Origin of the sequence: Roseibium porphyridii, assembly GCF_026191725.2 — a bacterium.
In the GTDB taxonomy this organism is placed as follows: Bacteria; Pseudomonadota; Alphaproteobacteria; order Rhizobiales; family Stappiaceae; genus Roseibium; species Roseibium porphyridii.
In genome coordinates, this window is the sequence record NZ_CP120863.1 from 1,093,308 (window position 1) to 1,111,692 (window position 18,385).

The 18,385-nt window shown below is 55.8% G+C and carries 19 protein-coding genes; 18 read left to right on the forward strand and 1 reads right to left on the reverse strand.

From position 1 onward, the window contains the following. Nucleotides 1–100 precede the first annotated feature (100 nt). Both K1718_RS05205 and K1718_RS05210 read left to right on the forward strand, forming a co-directional pair. On the forward strand, nt 101–847 hold the full coding sequence (locus tag K1718_RS05205) for a YebC/PmpR family DNA-binding transcriptional regulator (RefSeq protein ID WP_265682824.1): 747 nt from the start codon (nt 101–103) through the stop codon (nt 845–847). Nucleotides 848–944: 97 nt separating this feature from the next. Further along, complete coding sequence (locus tag K1718_RS05210; protein WP_209006833.1) at nt 945–1,259, forward strand: MazG-like family protein; 315 nt, start codon at nt 945–947, stop codon at nt 1,257–1,259. Here the strand turns inward: K1718_RS05210 and K1718_RS05215 are convergent. After that, nucleotides 1,248–2,009 (reverse strand): sulfite exporter TauE/SafE family protein, encoded by a 762-nt coding sequence (locus tag K1718_RS05215; protein ID WP_265682826.1) that lies wholly within the window; start codon nt 2,007–2,009, stop codon nt 1,248–1,250. The genes K1718_RS05210 and K1718_RS05215 overlap by 12 nt on opposite strands. 200 nt (nt 2,010–2,209) lie before the next feature. On the opposite strand from K1718_RS05215, the gene ruvC reads away from it, so the two are divergent. From ruvC to K1718_RS05295, 16 genes are all read left to right on the forward strand, one after another. Then, nucleotides 2,210–2,725: a crossover junction endodeoxyribonuclease RuvC gene (gene ruvC, locus K1718_RS05220; RefSeq protein WP_152499916.1), complete on the forward strand. Its 516-nt coding sequence runs from the start codon at nt 2,210–2,212 to the stop codon at nt 2,723–2,725. After that, nucleotides 2,722–3,339 (forward strand): Holliday junction branch migration protein RuvA, encoded by a 618-nt coding sequence (ruvA, locus tag K1718_RS05225; RefSeq protein WP_152499917.1) that lies wholly within the window; start codon nt 2,722–2,724, stop codon nt 3,337–3,339. The genes ruvC and ruvA overlap by 4 nt, the downstream gene beginning before the upstream one ends. Then, a complete protein-coding gene (locus K1718_RS05230) occupies nt 3,336–3,581 on the forward strand; it encodes an endonuclease (RefSeq protein WP_265682827.1) in 246 nt (81 codons plus the stop codon). Before ruvA ends, K1718_RS05230 begins: the two co-directional genes overlap by 4 nt. Further along, the gene (gene ruvB / locus K1718_RS05235) at nt 3,571–4,611 is read left to right on the forward strand and encodes a Holliday junction branch migration DNA helicase RuvB (RefSeq protein ID WP_152499919.1); all 1,041 of its coding nucleotides are present in this window, start codon (nt 3,571–3,573) and stop codon (nt 4,609–4,611) included. Before K1718_RS05230 ends, ruvB begins: the two co-directional genes overlap by 11 nt. A 116-nt stretch (nt 4,612–4,727) precedes the next feature. Beyond that, nucleotides 4,728–6,839: a methyl-accepting chemotaxis protein gene (locus tag K1718_RS05240; RefSeq protein WP_265682828.1), complete on the forward strand. Its 2,112-nt coding sequence runs from the start codon at nt 4,728–4,730 to the stop codon at nt 6,837–6,839. 91 nt (nt 6,840–6,930) lie between these two features. Beyond that, nucleotides 6,931–7,398 (forward strand): tol-pal system-associated acyl-CoA thioesterase, encoded by a 468-nt coding sequence (ybgC, locus tag K1718_RS05245; protein WP_152499920.1) that lies wholly within the window; start codon nt 6,931–6,933, stop codon nt 7,396–7,398. Between the two features lie 265 nt (nt 7,399–7,663). Next, entirely contained in the window at nt 7,664–8,371 is a 708-nt protein-coding gene (tolQ, locus tag K1718_RS05250; protein ID WP_152499921.1) for a protein TolQ, read from the forward strand. Nucleotides 8,372–8,374: 3 nt separating this feature from the next. Next, a complete protein-coding gene (gene tolR, locus K1718_RS05255) occupies nt 8,375–8,827 on the forward strand; it encodes a protein TolR (protein WP_265682830.1) in 453 nt (150 codons plus the stop codon). 6 nt (nt 8,828–8,833) lie between these two features. Next, nucleotides 8,834–9,793 carry a TonB C-terminal domain-containing protein gene (locus tag K1718_RS05260; RefSeq protein WP_265682832.1) on the forward strand — a complete coding sequence of 320 codons (960 nt, stop codon included), beginning with the start codon at nt 8,834–8,836 and terminating at the stop codon, nt 9,791–9,793. 120 nt (nt 9,794–9,913) lie between these two features. Then, entirely contained in the window at nt 9,914–11,185 is a 1,272-nt protein-coding gene (tolB, locus tag K1718_RS05265; protein ID WP_265684668.1) for a Tol-Pal system beta propeller repeat protein TolB, read from the forward strand. A gap of 140 nt (nt 11,186–11,325) precedes the next feature. After that, nucleotides 11,326–11,811, forward strand: a complete 486-nt coding sequence (gene pal, locus K1718_RS05270; RefSeq protein ID WP_152499925.1) for a peptidoglycan-associated lipoprotein Pal — start codon at nt 11,326–11,328, stop codon at nt 11,809–11,811. A gap of 252 nt (nt 11,812–12,063) precedes the next feature. Beyond that, nucleotides 12,064–13,029, forward strand: coding sequence for a tol-pal system protein YbgF (gene ybgF, locus K1718_RS05275; RefSeq protein ID WP_152499926.1), 966 nt, complete (start codon nt 12,064–12,066; stop codon nt 13,027–13,029). Next, nucleotides 13,001–14,389: a tRNA lysidine(34) synthetase TilS gene (gene tilS, locus K1718_RS05280; RefSeq protein ID WP_265682834.1), complete on the forward strand. Its 1,389-nt coding sequence runs from the start codon at nt 13,001–13,003 to the stop codon at nt 14,387–14,389. The genes ybgF and tilS overlap by 29 nt, the downstream gene beginning before the upstream one ends. Nucleotides 14,390–14,558: 169 nt before the next feature. Beyond that, nucleotides 14,559–16,478 carry an ATP-dependent zinc metalloprotease FtsH gene (gene ftsH / locus K1718_RS05285; RefSeq protein WP_152499928.1) on the forward strand — a complete coding sequence of 640 codons (1,920 nt, stop codon included), beginning with the start codon at nt 14,559–14,561 and terminating at the stop codon, nt 16,476–16,478. Nucleotides 16,479–16,651: 173 nt separating this feature from the next. Then, on the forward strand, nt 16,652–17,995 hold the full coding sequence (gene glmM / locus K1718_RS05290; RefSeq protein WP_152499929.1) for a phosphoglucosamine mutase: 1,344 nt from the start codon (nt 16,652–16,654) through the stop codon (nt 17,993–17,995). Between the two features lie 220 nt (nt 17,996–18,215). Beyond that, nucleotides 18,216–18,374: a hypothetical protein gene (locus K1718_RS05295; RefSeq protein ID WP_265682837.1), complete on the forward strand. Its 159-nt coding sequence runs from the start codon at nt 18,216–18,218 to the stop codon at nt 18,372–18,374. The last annotated feature ends 11 nt before the right edge of the window (nt 18,375–18,385 follow it).

The window sequence follows — 18,385 nt, forward strand, 5'->3', positions numbered from 1 at the left end:
AGACGTCAGGCGTTTCCGCAAGCTGGATTTTCGACCCCAACTTGCCTATAAGCGGGCGCAGTTTTCATCGACATCACCTTAAGAAGAACCGAGAAGAGCCATGGCAGGCCATTCAAAATTCAAGAACATCATGCACCGCAAGGGCCGCCAGGATGCAGCCCGCTCCAAGATGTTCTCCAAACTGTCCAAGGAAATCACCGTCGCGGCAAAGATGGGTGACCCAGACCCAGACTCCAATCCGCGCCTGCGTCTTGCCGTACAGAACGCCAAGCCCCAGTCGATGCCCAAGGACAATATCCAGCGGGCAATCAACAAGTCGCAAACGGGTGATGGCGATAACTACGAAGAGATCCGCTACGAAGGATACGGACCAGCCGGTGTTGCCGTTGTCGTCGAGGCGCTGACGGACAATCGCAACCGGTCTGCTTCCAACGTGCGCTCTTATTTCACGAAATGCGGCGGCTCGCTTGGGGAAACCGGCTCGGTCTCCTTCATGTTCGACCGTGTTGGTGAGGTCATCTACAAGCCCGATGCAGGTGAAGCCGATGCGGTTCTGGAGGCTGCGATCGAGGCGGGTGCTGAAGATGTGCAATCGGATGAAGGCGGTCACACGATCTATACGGCCTTTGAAGATTTGAATGACGTTGCCAAGGCGCTTGAAGATGCACTTGGAGAAGCCGATTCTACCAAGATCATCTGGAAACCGCAGAACCTCACGCCCGTTGACGTGGACAAGGCGCAAACGCTGATGAAACTGATCGATATGCTTGAGGACGATGATGATGTTCAAAACGTCTACTCGAACTTCGATGTCGATGAAGAAACGATGGCCGCACTTGCGACCTAAGAGGGCGTGACGTTTCTTTTCAAAACCCCGGCCAGGCCGGGGTTTTTTGTTTCAACGGCTCGTTTATTTTCTGCAAGAATTTTTGAAAGGTCTCGCTGTGTTCCAGATTTTCGAGTTGACCCAGGACGATCCCAAGACGCTGCAGGAACGCACGCTGAAGCTTTCCGAAGAGGCCGGCGAACTGGCGCAGGCCGTTTTGTCCGTCACCAAAGCACCGGGCAGTGCTTATAAAAACCATTCCATTGAGGATGTGCGCGAAGAGGCGGTCGATGCAACAATCGTCGCGCTCAGCATTCTTGCGCAAGCGTGTTCAAGCCGCTCAGAATTCGAGAGCGAACTGGAAAGGCTCATGAGCGAAAAATGCGGGAAGTGGCGAGAAAAGGTTCTGGAACAGGAAGCGTCAGCGGAATAATTCGTCCAGTGCTGGCATGCTGGTCAAAGCCGCCAAGGCGATCAGGCCATAGGCAACTTTCCGGTAGAGGCTCGGGTTCGCCCATTTAAAGCCGCGTGTGCCGGTGAAGATCGCAAGGGCATAAACCGGAACCGCTACGACCAGCAGGTGAAGCACCTTGATGGTGAAAAATCCATGCAGCATGTAGGCGAAAAACGTTCCCACGCTTGCCAGGGAAAAGAAGACGATCAGGTTGGCTCTGATGGTTTGAGGGTCGGATGAGCTGGACAGCCACATGGCAACGACGGGCGGGGCTGACACCTGTGATATGCCGCCAAGAATGCCGGAGACCCCACCTGTTGCAAAAGATATCGCCGAATTTGGTTGCTTTTGGTAGCGCCAGCCCGAAATCAAAAGCAGAAGCAGTCCGGTCACGATGGCAAAGATGGTCCATCTCAAAACGAGAATGTCCGTATTGGCGAGAAGCCATGCGCCGAGATGTACAAAGATGACCGCACCGAACACGGCGGGCAGCACCGTGGACCATACGCACTGCCTGACAGCGCGTATCAAAAGCGGCAGTGTCACGATGCTGTCAATGAAAAGGAATGTCGCGGCGGCTGTGGCCGGCAGGATGACGCTTGTTGCTACGGGGATGAAAATCATGCCGGCACCAAAACCAGCAAATCCGCGAACGCACCCGGCGACGAACAGGACAAGCGCCAGGAAGGCAAGCAAGTCGGGTGTGTAAGAGGTGAAAATTTCGTCCATGAACTCTCGTTGGTGAGCGGCATCCACACAATGGCGGTCATCGGACTCAGGCCGAAGAACCGAAATGATCGACAGGCGCGGAACCGGTGATGGACAACATGCGCCGGCCAGACCGCTCTGGCGGGTTTTAGACAGGCTTTAGGTTGGTAAGCTTCGCTTCTACTGGCGTCAACGAAGAAGTTTTGTTACCGATTTGTTCCATGACACATGCGATTCGATTGCTGGGGATCGACCCGGGACTGCGGCGCACCGGTTGGGGCATGATCGAAGCGGCGGGCAACAGGCTGTCCTTCATTGCTTCCGGCACGGTGACTTCAAACAACAAGAAAAGTCTGGCCGAGCGTCTCGTGGAGTTGCATGACGGGCTCTCCGAAGTGGTACGGCATCACGAGCCGCAAGAAGCCGCCGTTGAGCACACTTTCGTAAACAAGGATGCCGGGGCGACGCTGAAACTCGGTCAAGCCCGCGGTGTGGCTTTGTTGGTTCCCTCGCTTGCAGGGTTGGCGGTCGCAGAGTACGCGCCCAATCTTGTGAAGAAGACCGTGGTTGGAACAGGACACGCGGAAAAGGAACAGATCCGGGCAATGGTCAAGGTGCTGATGCCCCGCGCAACGTTTAATTCCGACGACGCGGCAGATGCGCTTGCGATTGCCATCTGCCACGCGCAGCATCGGGCCAACAGCGCAGCACGCCTTGCGGCGATGGGGGCGGCATGATCGGGAAGCTGAAAGGGACAATCGACAGTTACGGCGAGGATCATGTGATCCTCGACGTCCATGGTGTCGGCTATCAGGTTCATTGCCCTTCGCGCATTCTTCAGGGCTTGCCGAGAACTGGCGAAGCCGCGGTGCTCTTCATTGAAACCATGGTGCGTGAGGACATGATCCGTTTATTCGGTTTCGCTCAGGAGGCGGAGCGGGAATGGTTCAGGATCCTCATGACTGTTCAGGGGGTCGGGGCAAAGGTTGCTCTCGGGATCTTGGGCATCTTGAAAGCCAGTGAAGTGGCCAATGCAATTGCACTTGGCGACAAGGCGACGATCTCACGCGCCCCGGGTGTCGGCAAACGTGTTGCCGAGCGCATTCTGACAGAACTCAAGGACAAGGCGCCGGCATTGGCAACGGTCGATCAGGGGACGATTGCCGTTTCGCAGGACGTGGCAGACAATGTCGCCGCCCGCCCGGTTGCCGAAGCCGTATCCGCGCTTACAAATCTCGGCTACCCTCAGCCGCAGGCAAGTGCGGCCGTTGCCAAGGCAATGCAGTCCGCGGGTGAGGATGCGTCTACGGAAACGCTCATACGCCTCGGTTTGAAGGAACTGTCCGCATGATAGCGTTCACTTATGCCGTCATTGCCATAACATTCATTGCCCTTGGAATCGGCGGTATCATGTATCTCGATCACCGGTTTTCGCTGTCTGTCGGCGATCGTCCCTTTGCGATCAAAGGGCGCCGCATCGAAACGGACGATCCGTTTGTGCGGAGCCAGTTCAAAAAATTCTATGCGATCAGGGTGGCTTATTCCCTGTTTCTCCTGGTGATGCTGTTTGTGGTCGTCAGCCATGTCGGATGACGAACGCATTGTGACGCCGGAAATTCGCGGCGATGAGATCGACAGCACGATGCGCCCGCAGGCTCTGGACGAATTTGTCGGCCAGGCCCAGGCGCGTGCCAATCTGAAGGTTTTCATTGGTGCGGCCAAGGCACGTGGAGAAGCGCTCGATCATGTGCTGTTTGTCGGGCCGCCGGGTCTTGGCAAGACAACACTGGCCCAGATCATGGCGCGCGAGCTTGGAGTGAATTTCCGGGCAACATCCGGTCCTGTTATTGCCAAAGCAGGCGATCTTGCTGCTCTGCTTACCAATCTGGAAGAGAGGGACGTGCTCTTCATCGACGAGATCCACCGGCTCAACCCCGCAGTTGAGGAAGTGCTTTATCCGGCAATGGAGGATTACCAGCTCGATCTGATTATTGGTGAAGGACCGGCAGCGCGATCGGTCAAGATCGATCTGGCTAAATTCACTCTTGTTGCCGCGACAACGCGGCTCGGTCTGCTGACGACACCGCTACGCGACCGGTTCGGAATTCCCGTGCGCCTGCAATTCTATACGGTCCCGGAACTCGAACATATCGTCAAACGGGGCGCATCGATCCTTCAGATAGGCATGGCTGAAGACGGTGCACACGAAATTGCCAAGCGGTCTCGCGGTACGCCGCGTATCGCAGGGCGGTTGCTTCGCCGTGTGCGGGACTTTGCCGTTTTCGAAGGGACGGAACGGGTTGACCGTGCGCTCGCCGACAAGGCACTGCGTCAGCTGGAGGTTGATCACGCGGGATTGGACAGCCTTGACCGGCGCTATCTCAATCAGATTGCCGTCAATTTCGGCGGCGGGCCCGTTGGAATCGAAACCATTGCGGCAGCTTTGTCGGAGCCGAGGGACGCCATTGAAGAGATTGTCGAACCGTATCTGATCCAGAATGGTTTTCTGCAGCGAACACCGCGCGGGCGCGTTCTGACACCGATGGCATTTGAGCATCTCGGATTGGCGGCGCCGTCCCGGCCGGATGCTCCGCAAATGGGTTTGTTCCAGGACCCAGACTAGTTTTACGTGTGATTTTGAAAGTCAAATTATAGGTAATTTTATCGAACTGGCTCAGATTTGATTAAGCATTTATTGGCGAATCTCAACCTATGATCCCCCAAATTTGTGGGGGAATCATGCGCAAGCGGCTTTCATCAAAACTTGCTCTTATGTTTCTGGCTGGCGCCCTGACCATGTGCGTCGCCATCGTTACCGTTACGTCCATGTTGTCCAGGGATGTTGCCAACGGACAGGCGGACAACGGATTGGAAAGTGCCACCAAGGCCAAGCAAAAAGTGCTTGAAATGGCGCTGGATCAGGTCACATACAGCGCGAAGTTCTTCGTGTCTCTTGAAGAGGCCAAGGACAGCCTGATGAAGACCCTGGTCGGTTGGAAGAACCTGAAAGAGGGGCAGAACGAGACCCTCCGCAAGATCTTCGTGGCAGACAATCCGCATCCTGCTCACGAGCGCCATCTGCTGGTAGAGCCGGCGGAGTCCAACTACTACGTGAACAACCACAAGGTTGTGCATCCGATTTATCAAGATGTCATCGGCCAGGGGCTGTTCTCCGATGCCGCGCTTGCCAATCCGGACGGCTTCATCACCTACACCTATGGCAAGGGCGAGGAATTTGCCTTCCATGTGGATGATGCTGACATCCTGGGGCATCCGGTCCAGGCTGCATTCGGCAAATTGTTTGCCGCCGCCAAAGACGAATCCCTTGCCGCGGGGCAAATCTATTCTTCTGGCTTTGTCACTGGTGAAGATGGCACGGTGTCGTTGGTCCTCGCAGCGCCTGTATTCTATCTGGACCGTTTCTTCGGCGCGGTCGCTTTCTCCGCCAACATGCAGGCACTGGCGTCGCTGTTGAACGAGCCGACAGGACTTGCAGACAGCGAGCGCTTCTTCCTGGTGGACGTTGCCGGAAAGGCTATCCAGCTGGACAACTCCGGCAAGGCAGAAGCCGTTCACGTGTTGAGCGAGATTTCCGCAGGCGATCGACTGATCAAACTGGATGGCAACGACTATCGTTTTGCTGAAGCGACAAACACCTATCAGGGAACAGCCTATGGTGTGGTGGATGCCGTTCAGCAGACCGAACTGTCGGCTGCTGCTGACAGGATCACTTTCGGCGCGGTTATTTCAGGATTTGCCTGCCTCGTGCCGATCGTTCTTTTGATCTGGTGGGTCACACGCCGAATGTTCTCTCCGATGGAGCGACTATCGGCTGCAGCCCGCAAGATTGCGGATGGTGACCTGGAAGTGGCTGTTGAAGCAACCGAGCGTCATGATGAAATCGGTCGCATGGCGCGCTGCATTGAAGTGTTCAAGGACAACTCCGTTGAGCGTGAACGCATGGCGGCGGAACGCAAGGTTGGCCATATCGCCCGCGAAAAGCGCGAGAAGCTGATCGATTCTCTGATCGGCGACTTCCGGGCGGAATCCCAGGCCGTATTGGAACTGGTCGAAACCAACATTGCTCGGGTCGAGGATGTTTCCTCGCAGCTCAGTCAGCGCTCTGCGTCTGCCTCAGAGCAGGGCGAGGCCGCCGTGACGACGTCTGAGAACGCATCGTCCAATGTGCAGGCCGTTGCTTCGGCAACTGAAGAGCTGAATGCTTCGATCTCGGAGATTTCCCGTCAGGTGGAAACAACGGCATCCATCGTTGGTCAGACAACGACCGCTGCTCAAAGCTCCAATTCGAAGATTTCAGGTCTTGCGGAAGCGGCCAACAAGATCGGTGACGTTGTGTCGCTGATTTCGGAGATTGCAGAACAGACCAATCTGCTGGCCCTTAATGCGACAATCGAGGCCGCACGTGCTGGAGATGCCGGCAAAGGCTTTGCGGTTGTTGCCTCTGAGGTGAAGTCCCTTGCCGGTCAAACGGCAAAGGCAACCGAGGAGATTTCGGCACAGATCGCTGCGATCCAGGCGTCAACCACCGAAGCGGTGGAAGAAATCGCCCAGGTCTCGGAATCGGTTGAGGAAGTGAATTCCTATACGACGACCATTTCCGATGCTGTTCAGCAGCAGGGCTCTGCGACGGGTGAAATATCTCGAAACGTGGCCGAAGCTGCCGATGGCACGCGCAGTGTCGCATCAACAGTTGCATCGCTTAACGAAGGGGTTTCAGAAAACTCCTTGGCGGTCGATGACATGTTGACGGCAACCATTGAAATGAAACAGCAAGCCGAGCATCTTCGCGCCTCGGTGGAGAAATTCCTCTCCGAGGTTGCGGCCGCCTGACGTCGAACCTAGGTAAGTGCTCAAGGCAATTGAGGCCTCCCGGTCACGTGATCGGGAGGCCTTTTTTAAAGTGTCATAAAGAGGTGCAGATGTGACGGATTGGCCCGACCTTGCCGGCCGCCTGGAAGAAGGCGGACATGTGCTCCCGGTGCGCGTCTATTATGAAGACACTGACTTTACCGGAATTGTCTATCACGGTGCTTATGTTCGCTTCTTCGAACGTGCACGGTCAGACTTTCTTCGTCTCGTGGGAATTCATCATGCCGAACTTGCGAAAGGCGTGCATGGCGTCTCTCTCGCGTTCGCAGTACGCACGATGACACTCGACTTCCAAAGGCCCGCCAGGATCGACGACGTGCTGGAAGTGCACACCAGTATTGCAGAATATAGAGGCGCTCGCCTGAAACTGGACCAATTGATCCACAGAGGTGACGAATTGTTGATCTCGGCGGCCGTGACGGTTGCAATTATCACGAGCGAAGGCAAGCCAACCCGCTTACCTGTTGCTTTGGCAGAAAAACTTCAACGTCATCTCCCGGATGAAACCTACACCGGGTGATTCACTTAAGTGTGGTCTTGCGGGAACAGAAACCCTTACAAAGCAAAATACTTACAAAACAAATCGCTTCGTTAATCTTGCATTTACCTTAATTGATTCCTTTAGAAAGGGACTTATTGGTTGGAAAAGTCCCAGTTTTGACAAATTCAAACGTCAGAGAGGCGGCTGGTTATATGAGCTGGTCGTCTGATTCCGGTTCTCTGCTGTGGCTGCCGGTTCTTTGAAAGCGCAACAGCGTCAGACGGCCTAGAGGTCTAAGGAATAAATGGAAACACTCGTCCAATCCACTTTGGCAGCACCAGAACACGAGCTGTCTTTTTTCGCGTTGTTCTGGCAGGCGCATATCGTCGTCAAGATTGTCATGATCGGGTTGCTCGCTGCGTCGGTTTGGTGCTGGGCGATCATAGTCGACAAGGTTCTGCTGATTGGCCGCACACGCCGGCAGATGACGCGGTTTGAAACCGTTTTCTGGTCCGGTCAATCGCTCGAAGAGCTTTACAACACGCTCCACAACCGCGTGAACCATTCCATGGCCGCATTGTTCGTTGCTGCCATGAGGGAATGGAAGCGCAGTCACGAGGGCCAGCGACCGGCCATCGGAAGTCTGCAGCAACGCATCGACAGGGTCATGGACGTCACCATTCAGCGCGAAGCGGAGCGGCTGGAGAACCGGCTATTGATCCTGGCAACGGTTGGGTCGTCTGCTCCCTTTATCGGACTGTTCGGCACCGTCTGGGGTATCATGACCGCCTTTCAGGCGATCGCCGCATCCGAAAGCACCAATCTTGCCGTTGTGGCGCCGGGTATTGCCGAAGCCCTCTTTGCAACTGCGCTTGGGCTTCTCGCCGCTATCCCGGCCGTGATTGCCTTCAATAAATTCAATTCCGACGTCGGCAAGGCAGTTGCCCGGATGGAAGGCTTTGCGGACGAGTTCTCCGCGATCCTTTCTCGTCAGATCGACGAGAGGGGTTAAGGCATGGCCATGCAGGTCGGATCCGCAGAAGAAGGTGGAGGGCGCAGAGGCCGTCGTCGCCGTCGGCACGCGCCCATGAGTGAAATCAACGTGACGCCCTTTGTCGACGTCATGCTGGTGCTCCTGATCATCTTCATGGTCGCCGCTCCGCTCCTGACGGTGGGCGTGCCAATCGACCTGCCGGAAACCCGCGCCAAGGCGCTGGAAGGGGACACGGAACCGATAACGATTTCGGTCAATTCTACGGGTGAGATCTTTATTCAGGACACACCGATTGCCATAGACGAAATCGTGCCCAAGCTCGAAGCGATCGCGGAAAACGGATACGAGGAGCGCATTTACGTGCGCGGAGATCAGGACGCCGATTACGGCACCATGATGCAACTCATGGGCCGGATCAATGCGGCCGGGTTCAAACGGCTCGGCCTTGTCACTCTGGAAGAACGGGACTCGTAACGCGTCATGCGCGCAGGTCTCATCGCGTCACTAGCCGGTCACTCGGCCATTCTATTCTGGGGCTTGCTGGCCTTTCCGGACGCGGAGAGTTTTTCTGTACCACAAGTCGAGTCCCTGCCGGTTGACCTGATACCTGTTGAAGAGTTTACCCGACTGCGCATTGGCGAAAGAACGGCTGAAGTCCGTGACGTGGCTGCAACTCAGCCGTCTGAAACCGAAGTGGAAGAGCCGCCGCAACCGACCGACAGGCCAGGTGAGAGCCAGGTTGAGCAGCCGACGCCACCGACGCCGTCGCCCGCCCCGACACCTGCTCCGGAACCCCAACCCGTTACTGAGCCTGAACCTGCACCGGAACCGGAGCCTGTCGCTGCGCCCGAACCTGCGCCTGCACCTCCGCCAGAACCTGCCGCCGATCCGGAACCGGCCCCTGAACCGGCCCCTCAGCAGGAAGCAGCCCCTGCGCCGCAACCGATCGTCACCAGCGTAGCCCCTCGTACAAAGCCAGCGCCGCCGCGCAGGACCCAGGAGCCGCCGAGAGAAGATCTCAACACCGAAGAAATTGCGGCGCTTTTGAACAAGGTTGAGCCCGAGAGACAGCAAGGCAACGCTTCGCAAGAACCTGCATCGCTGGGGTCGCGCAATGGTGCTCAGAACGTGCGCATGTCCCAGTCCGAACTGGATGCCCTGCGCGGTCAGGTGGCCGCTTGCTGGAACCCGCCTGTTGGTGCTGTTGGCGCTGAAGAGCTAAAGGTCAGAGTACAATTCAACCTGTCGCAGGACGGTCAGGTTTCTGGGAACCCAAGGGTGCTGAATTCGAATGGAAACCCGGCTTTCGGTGCTGCGGCAAGCAGTGCTGTTCGCGCAGTCATGCGCTGTCAGCCTTATTCTCTTCCAATTGCCAAGTATGACGCTTGGCAGGAAGTGATTATCAATTTTGACCCGAGAGAGATGATTATCGGGGGATAGTCCGGAAACCCGGACACTGTTGGTGAGGGAGCGGTATTGCTCATGCGTGGAATTTTGAAACGTCTTTCTGATCTCGTTGGCCGCAAGGCCCCGGGGCTCGCATTTGTCGCCACAGTCCTGATGATATTGGCCCCTCAACCTGCGTCCGCATTGGTCGAGATTGATATCACGCAGGGTAATATCGAGCCGCTTCCGATTGCCTTGCCCTCATTTTCGGCAGATGGCGGAGACAGCAAACTGGCCGCGGACATGACCAGCGTCATCGCAGCGGATCTCAAACGATCAGGGCTCTTCAATCCTCTCGACCCGGCAAGTTTCATCCAAAAGAACATGAGCGTGAACTCCACGCCACGCTTTGGCGACTGGCGCCAGATCAGTGCTCAGGCCCTGGTAACCGGCACGGTGATAAAACAGCCGGACGGGAGGCTTCGCGCTGAATTCCGTTTGTGGGATGTGTTTGCTGCGGAGCAGATGCTCGGGCAGCAGTTTTACACGACCCCTGAAAACTGGCGGAGACTGGCGCATATTATTGCCGATGCGATTTATGAGCGCCTGACGGGTGAAAAAGGCTATTTCGACACTCGGATTGTCTATGTCGATGAAACCGGTCCAAAAGACAAACGGATCAAGCGCCTTGCCATCATGGATCAGGATGGCGCCAATGTGCGGTACCTGACCCGGGGCGACGATCTGGTTCTGACCCCGCGTTTCTCGCCGACGAGTCAGGAAATCACCTACATGTCATATGGCGGTGCTGACCCGAGTGTCTACTTGCTCAATATCGAAACAGGTCAGAGAGAGATTGTCGGCAATTTTCCGGGAATGACATTTGCCCCACGGTTTTCTCCTGATGGTCAGAACGTCATCATGAGTCTGCAGCAAGGCGGCAATGCAAACATCTTCCAGATGGATCTGCGGTCCCGCCGAACGACACGCCTGACCAATACGGCGGCCATCGACACCAGCCCGTCTTATTCGCCCGACGGACGCCGCATCGTGTTTGAGTCCGACCGTGGCGGCACGCAGCAACTTTATGTCATGGGTGCGAACGGTGGAAATGCGCAGCGCATCTCCTTCGGCCCTGGCCGCTATTCAACGCCCGTGTGGTCACCTCGCGGTGATTTGATCGCCTTCACCAAGCAACATCAGGGGCGGTTCATGATCGGTGTTATGCGCCCGGATGGAAAAGGCGAACGTATCCTCACCGAGGGTTATCACAACGAAGGGCCGGCATGGTCACCAAATGGCCGTGTTCTGGTGTTTTTCCGCGATACGCCGGGTGCAAATGGCGGACCTCAAGTCTGGACCGTTGATCTGACGGGTTACAATGAGCTGAGACTGGATACGTCTGCCTTCGCTTCGGACCCGTCATGGTCGCCTCTCATAGACTAAACAACAGCAAAGTCTCTTCAGCGTTCGTGTTAAGCTCCGATTAACCATGTTTGCAAAGAGGCTTTTAACCAGCTTTGACTAGAAAGCGTTTACCAAGAACCGGGGGTCCCGGGAGTCGGGCTGGGGATTAGGAGACAGGAATGTTCAAACGAGAATACGCCGGTCAGAGCGCGCGCTGGATCGTGGTCTGTTTCGCCGTTCTATTCGCGGCCGCATGTGCCCAGACCAAGCCGGACGGGCTTTCAAGCAACGTGAAACCGGGAACCGGCCAGGACTTTGTCGTGAATGTCGGCGACCGCGTGTTTTTTGAAGAAGACCAGTCGGTGTTGAATTCGCAAGGTCAGGCCACGCTTGCCAATCAGGCCAAGTGGCTCAATCGCTATTCCCAATACACCATCACGGTGGAAGGGCACGCAGATGAGCGTGGCACGCGTCAGTACAACATTGCACTCGGTGCCAGGCGCGCGCAGGCTGCACGTGACTACCTTGTCGGTCAGGGCGTGAGCGCATCACGGATCAAAACCATTTCCTATGGCAAGGAGCGCCCTGTCGCGGTGTGTAACGACAACAGTTGCTGGTCGCAGAACCGCCGTGCAGTGACAGTGTTGAACAACGCGACAAACTGAGCGAGCTGTAAATTGCAAGAAAAAGCCGGGCCATGTGTCCGGCTTTTTTCGTATTTGACGAACTGAAACAGAATTCTCCCGGTCGATACCATGAACCGTCAAACTTTAGCCGAAGTCCGAGCGCTCTGTGCACTTGAGTAAAGAGCGGGGCATGTTAAGACAACATGCGCGCGGAACTGTACTGCGAACAAAATCAGTCAGGTAATAAAGGCTTGGCTGGGAACGCATGCAGGTCCCAACCCGGAGGAGCGAATGCGACATATGAAGGGCTTGGCAGGTTTCCTTTTGGCGATGGTTATCATCGCAACTGCCACACCGTCCGAAGCACAGTTGTTCGGTCGGCGGAATGACGAATCGGCTGTCAGAATCAGTCAACTGGAAGAACGGATCAGGGTTCTGACCGGCCAGTTGGAACAAATGTCTTTTCAGATGCGGGAATTGCAGGATCAGATCCGCCGCATGCAGGAAGACAACGAATACCGTTTTCAGCAGTTGGAAGGCGGAACGCCGGGCAAACGCTCGCAATTCATCCCTCAGGGAGCTCCGGGCAGTACTGCCCCGGGGCTCGCCGCAGACGGAACGCCGCGCACAGGCACTCTGGCGGCCCCGAACGGCAGCGCTGTAACACTGCCGGCTGACGGTTCTGGAGACGGCACCTGGGATCAGTCGGGTGGCTACGAAGGCAACGGACTGTCGACCGATGGACCGATTGATCTTTCAGCCCTTGCGAATGGTGGTCTTGATGGTTTGAACGGCCTTGGTGACGACTTGTCGACACCGGGACCCGGTTTGGCGACCGATGATGATCAAATCGCTTCGGTGATTGGTAGCGGCGATCCGAACACCGACTATAATCAGGCTTATTCTCTGGCCGTGAACGGTGACTATCGGGGCGCAGAACGCGGGTTTCGCAATTTTCTTGAGAATTACCCCAACAGCGACCTGACCGCACAGGCACAGTATTGGCTTGGAGAAAGCCTTCTGGCGCAGCAGAACTACCGCGAAGCAGCCGACGCATTCCTGAAGACCTACACAGACCACCCTGGCAATTCGAAAAGCCCGGACAGTTTGCTGAAGCTAGGTGTATCCCTGCGCGGCCTCGGCGAAGCTGAGGCTGCTTGTGCAACGTTTTCAGAACTCTTGAACAAATACCCGAACGCTGCTCCGGCGGTTCTGACACAGGCGCGGGATGAGCGCAGCCGTGCACAATGTTCCTGACGGACCGGTTGAGCCGAGAGGGCTCCCGGTCGAAGATGTCGATCTCCTTTTTTCAAAACTGAATTCTTTTTCAAGCCTTGCACTTGCGGTGTCCGGCGGCGCGGATTCGCTTTGCCTGATGGTGCTGTTCGATGAATGGCGTCAAAGGACCGGTTGGCGCGGATCCACAGAAGTTCTGATCGTCGACCACAGACTGCGGGCCGAGAGCGCTGAAGAGGCCTCTTTTGTTGTTCGGGAAGCCAGCAAAAGGGGATTGCCCGTGACTGTGTTGCACTGGGTCGGACCCAAACCTCTTGCCAATATTCAGGAAGAGGCACGCGTTGCGCGTTACCGGCTTTTTGCGAAACGTCTTTCTGAGACCGGCGGCCAGGGACTGTTGCTGGGTCATCATCTGGACGATCAGGCAGAGACATTTTTGGATCGTTTGACACGAGGCAGCGGTGTTTCAGGATTAAGTGCAATGGCTGCTGACGAGCCGGACGGCCCCGAGGGTTTGCGGCTCTTGCGACCGTTTTTGGGCGTACGAAAGCTGCAACTGGAAGCCAGCCTCATGGAGCGCGGGTTGAGCTGGTGCTCAGATCCTTCCAACAAAGATGAAAAATACAAGAGAAGCCGATTGCGGCGCATTTTGGGTTTGTTGGAAGCGGAAGGATTGACGCCGGAACGGATCTTCCAAACCAGTGCGCATGTTCGCCGCGCACGTCATGCGCTGGAAGTTTCCGTGAAGGAAATCGCGAAACGCCTTCTCGTTGAGCACCCTGCAGGACCGGTCAAGTTGAGTTTGCCTGCCTATCGCGATCTCGCGGAAGAGTTTCGGCTGCGGCTCTTGGGTGTGGTGCTGGACCGGGTTCGCGGGCAACGGACCAAACGCCGGTTTTCCAGCGTTGAAGCGCTTGATAATGGCCTCATGTCAAAGGACGGGTTCCAACAAACCCTGTCTGGGTGTCAGGTTAGAGCGAGTGAACAGACAATCTGGTGTTGGCGGGAACCCGGTCGAAAAGCCCCTCCGACACTTGCTCCCTTTACGGGGGGTGGGATTTGGGACAATCGATTCCGATACAAAGTGCCGGACGCATGCGAACATTCTGACGTTCAAAATCGCCTTTTTCTTGGCCCGCTTTGCGATGCGCCTATCTCCAGAAGTGCGATTATTTGGCCGGAAGGCTGGCCTCGCGAGGTCTTTGACTGTTCGCCGGTCATCTGGACAGATGCTGGAATTGCCCTAAATCACGTCGCCAGTGTCAGTTTTGAGCATGACATTTCCGACAGGTGTGAGGATTTGGAATTGGAGCGGCTGCCAAATCGGGTTAAATTGCCGGGTAACCATTTCGACGAAGATGCCGAAAACGGGGAAATCTAGAGTTTTCCCCGCTTGCAACATCTGATAGACGTCCTGGCTTAACAAAATAGTCAGTTCATCTGCGCAACTATGGCGCACCGCCTTGGCAGAGGGCTTTGGGCGACCTATCTTCGCTGGAAGAGAAATAACCGCGTGCAGATAAGTCGCGTTGGGCGGTTAAGGGAACACAATGAACGCACATTTTCGCAATTTCGCTCTTTGGGTGATCATCGCCCTGCTTTTGATCGCATTGTTCCAGCTGTTTCAGAGTCCCGCGCAGCAAGGCGCAACGAATGATATCGCTTATTCGGACTTCATGAAGCAGGTTGACAATGGCGAGGTCAGATCCGTTGTCATTCAAGAACAGAAGATCACCGGTAATTACAACAGCGGTGGAGCATTCCAGACTTATGCACCCGACGGTGCCCAGTATGTCGATGAACTCCGCGGCAAGGGGGTGCTGATCAAGGCAACGCCGCCTGCGGAAAGCTCTCCTTTGCTCGGTGCATTGTTCTCCTGGCTGCCAATGTTGATCATCCTGGGTATCTGGATTTTCGTGATGCGCCAGATGCAAGGCTCCGGCGGAAAGGCGATGGGCTTCGGCAAGTCGAAGGCCAAGTTGCTGACGGAAGCCCATGGGCGCGTAACGTTTGAAGACGTTGCGGGCATCGATGAGGCAAAGGAAGACCTTCAGGAAATCGTTGAATTCCTTCGCGACCCGCAAAAGTTCCAGCGTCTAGGCGGCCGCATTCCTCGCGGCGTCCTGCTGGTTGGGCCTCCGGGCACCGGTAAGACACTGACAGCGCGCGCGGTTGCCGGCGAGGCGAACGTGCCGTTCTTCACGATTTCCGGTTCTGATTTTGTCGAAATGTTTGTTGGCGTGGGTGCATCCCGTGTTCGCGACATGTTCGAGCAGGCAAAGAAGAATGCGCCTTGCATCATCTTTATCGATGAGATCGATGCAGTCGGTCGCCACCGTGGTGCCGGTCTTGGCGGCGGCAATGATGAACGCGAACAGACGCTCAACCAGTTGTTGGTCGAGATGGACGGTTTTGAGCCGAACGAAGGCATCATCATCATCGCTGCGACCAACCGTCCTGACGTGCTTGATCCGGCACTGCTTCGTCCCGGGCGCTTCGACCGCCAGATCGTGGTGCCAAATCCGGACATCACCGGACGTGAGAAGATCCTCAAAGTGCATATGCGGAAGGTTCCGCTTGCGCCGGATGTCGACGTGAAGACGCTCGCGCGTGGTACACCGGGTTTCTCCGGTGCCGACTTGATGAACCTCGTCAACGAAGCTGCTCTTCTTGCTGCACGGCGCTCAAAGCGTCTGGTAACGATGGCCGAATTTGAGGATGCAAAAGACAAGGTCATGATGGGTGCGGAACGCCGCACGCTGGTCATGACCGAAGAAGAGAAGAAGCTGACCGCTTATCATGAGGCTGGCCATGCGCTGGTCGCGCTGCACCAGGAAGCGTCTGATCCGATCCACAAGGCAACAATCATCCCGCGCGGCCGTGCGCTTGGTATGGTGATGCGTCTGCCCGAGAAAGATCAGGTGTCCCTGACACGCGCGAAGTGTAAAGCTGATCTTGCCGTGGCCATGGGCGGACGTGTGGCCGAAGAAATGATCTTCGGCTATGAGAAAGTCACCTCTGGCGCAACCGGCGATATCCAGATGGCAACCAAGCTTGCGCGTGCAATGGCGACCCAGTTCGGCATGTCGGACAAGCTCGGACCGCTGCTCTATGGGGAGAACCAGGAAGAGGTTTTCCTTGGACACTCGGTCGCCAAGAACCAGAGTGTTTCCGATGAGACCCAGAAGATCGTGGACGCAGAAATCAAATCCTTTGTGAATCAGGGATATGAGACTGCAAACAAGATCCTTGGAGATCATGAAGACCAGCTTCATACGATTGCCAAAGGGCTTCTGGAGTACGAAACACTGTCCGGTGACGAGATCAAGGATCTCCTGAACGGGAAGCCGCCGGTTCGCGACACAGATGACGATCAGCCTGTAGGCCGGTCATCCGCTGTTCCGACCGCAGGTGCAAAGCGCGGCGGCGATGAAGCGAGTGGGGGCATGGAGCCTCAGCCGCAGTCCTGATCCGTCAGACAGTGATCAAAAGTTGAGAGTGCCCGGCATTGCCGGGCATTTTTCATTTGGGTGTTTGGAGGACTTGTTAGTGAATAGTAACAATTGCTCACATATTTTGAAACGCAGCCGTTCCTCATTGCGTTACAAGGAACGCCAAACAAATAGTCAGACAGGCATGATAGATGCGTAAATTCTTTGGCACCGATGGTATTCGCGGCCAGGCCAATTGTTATCCCATGACCGCAGAGATGGCCTTGAAAGTCGGCATGGCCGCTGGTCTCGTTTTCAGAAACGGCGGTCATCGGCATCGCGTTGTGATCGGTAAAGACACCCGCCTTTCCGGATACATGATCGAATATGCACTTGTTGCCGGATTTACTTCTGTTGGCATGGATGTCTTTCTGCTTGGCCCAATGCCGACCCCATCGGTGGCGATGCTGACGAGGTCCCTCAGAACAGACCTTGGGGTCATGATTTCTGCCTCGCACAATCCCTTCCAGGACAACGGTATCAAGTTCTTTGGTCCGGACGGCTTCAAGCTGAGTGATGCAATAGAGAAGGAAATCGAGGCTCTTGTCGAAAGCGACCTGACCTCTCGCCTTGCCGGCATGCGCGATCTTGGCCGGGCCAAACGAATTGACGGCGCGCAGCAACGCTATATCGAGTTTGCAAAACGCACTTTGCCCAAAGACATGAATCTCGAAGGTCTTCGGGTTGTGATCGATTGTGCAAACGGGGCCGCTTACAAAGTGGCGCCGGAGGCTTTGTGGGAGCTGGGTGCGGATGTCATTTCCATGGGTGTTTCGCCGGACGGCTTTAACATCAATCAGGATTGCGGTTCCACGTCACCGCAAGCACTTTCGCGCAAAGTTCACGAAGTGCGGGCGGATATCGGTATTGCGCTCGACGGCGATGCGGATCGCGTGATTATTGTCGATGAAACCGGGACCGTCGTTGATGGCGACCAGCTCATGGCTCTGGTGGCTCAGTCCTGGCAGGCCAACAACCGGCTCTCAGCGCCCGGGATCGTGGCAACCGTCATGTCCAACCTTGGGCTTGAACGTTACCTTCAAGATCTTGGTTTGGGGCTTGCGCGGACAAAGGTGGGCGATCGTTACGTGGTCGAACACATGCGCGCCAATGGTTACAATGTCGGCGGAGAGCAATCCGGTCATATCGTCCTTTCCGACTTCGCCACAACAGGGGACGGTCTGATCGCTGCACTGCAAGTGTTGGCCTGTGTCAAGGATCAGAACAAGCCGGTTTCGGAAGTTTGCCGACGGTTCGAACCAGTGCCTCAGATCCTCAAGAATGTCCGCTACAAAGGTGGCACCCCTCTGGAACAAGACCTGGTCAAAACGGCGATTGAGGATGGCGAGGCAAGACTTGGAAATACCGGTCGTCTTGTCATTCGTGCGTCCGGTACAGAGCCCTTGATCAGGGTGATGGCGGAAGGGGATGATGCTGATCTTGTGAACCAGGTGGTCAATGACATTGCAGGCGTGGTTGCTTCAGCTGCTGCCTGAAGACTATCTTCACTTAGGTTTTTGTATTCAGGCCGCCCAACTTGGGCGGCTTTTTTTATGAGAGTTAATCAGTGCTTTTCTTGTTAAGGTTTCCTTAAGGTAAAAAAACGCGGTTAAAGAACAGAGTTAAGTCACAATTAATGAATTCCCGTCACTATCCTCAAGAGTTTGATGTGTCCGGCAATGTTGAAGCGGGCGCTCAATGGAAGAGGACTAGGACATGGACAATTTCTTCAAGCGTTTGTCTTTGGCCGGATTTGCTGTTGTGCTTTCCTCCGCGGGCTACGCTGCGGATTTGCCAACCCCGGTCATCGAACATATTCCCGCAGCACCGGCGCCGGCTGTTGGCGGTTTTTATCTGCGTGGTGATATTGGGTAAAAGATCTATAA

Bases quoted from the DNA above. Each gene is read 5' to 3' on its own strand.
- K1718_RS05205 (WP_265682824.1), top strand. From the start codon at position 101: ATGGCAGGCCATTCAAAATTCAAGAACATCATGCACCGCAAGGGCCGC.
- K1718_RS05215 (WP_265682826.1), bottom strand. From the start codon at position 2,009: ATGGACGAAATTTTCACCTCTTACACACCCGACTTGCTTGCCTTCCTG.
- ruvC (WP_152499916.1), top strand. From the start codon at position 2,210: ATGACACATGCGATTCGATTGCTGGGGATCGACCCGGGACTGCGGCGC.
- ruvA (WP_152499917.1), top strand. From the start codon at position 2,722: ATGATCGGGAAGCTGAAAGGGACAATCGACAGTTACGGCGAGGATCAT.
- K1718_RS05230 (WP_265682827.1), top strand. From the start codon at position 3,336: ATGATAGCGTTCACTTATGCCGTCATTGCCATAACATTCATTGCCCTT.
- ruvB (WP_152499919.1), top strand. From the start codon at position 3,571: ATGTCGGATGACGAACGCATTGTGACGCCGGAAATTCGCGGCGATGAG.
- K1718_RS05240 (WP_265682828.1), top strand. From the start codon at position 4,728: ATGCGCAAGCGGCTTTCATCAAAACTTGCTCTTATGTTTCTGGCTGGC.
- tolQ (WP_152499921.1), top strand. From the start codon at position 7,664: ATGGAAACACTCGTCCAATCCACTTTGGCAGCACCAGAACACGAGCTG.
- tolR (WP_265682830.1), top strand. From the start codon at position 8,375: ATGGCCATGCAGGTCGGATCCGCAGAAGAAGGTGGAGGGCGCAGAGGC.
- K1718_RS05260 (WP_265682832.1), top strand. From the start codon at position 8,834: ATGCGCGCAGGTCTCATCGCGTCACTAGCCGGTCACTCGGCCATTCTA.
- tolB (WP_265684668.1), top strand. From the start codon at position 9,914: ATGATATTGGCCCCTCAACCTGCGTCCGCATTGGTCGAGATTGATATC.
- pal (WP_152499925.1), top strand. From the start codon at position 11,326: ATGTTCAAACGAGAATACGCCGGTCAGAGCGCGCGCTGGATCGTGGTC.
- ybgF (WP_152499926.1), top strand. From the start codon at position 12,064: ATGCGACATATGAAGGGCTTGGCAGGTTTCCTTTTGGCGATGGTTATC.
- tilS (WP_265682834.1), top strand. From the start codon at position 13,001: ATGAGCGCAGCCGTGCACAATGTTCCTGACGGACCGGTTGAGCCGAGA.
- ftsH (WP_152499928.1), top strand. From the start codon at position 14,559: ATGAACGCACATTTTCGCAATTTCGCTCTTTGGGTGATCATCGCCCTG.
- glmM (WP_152499929.1), top strand. From the start codon at position 16,652: ATGCGTAAATTCTTTGGCACCGATGGTATTCGCGGCCAGGCCAATTGT.
- K1718_RS05295 (WP_265682837.1), top strand. From the start codon at position 18,216: ATGGACAATTTCTTCAAGCGTTTGTCTTTGGCCGGATTTGCTGTTGTG.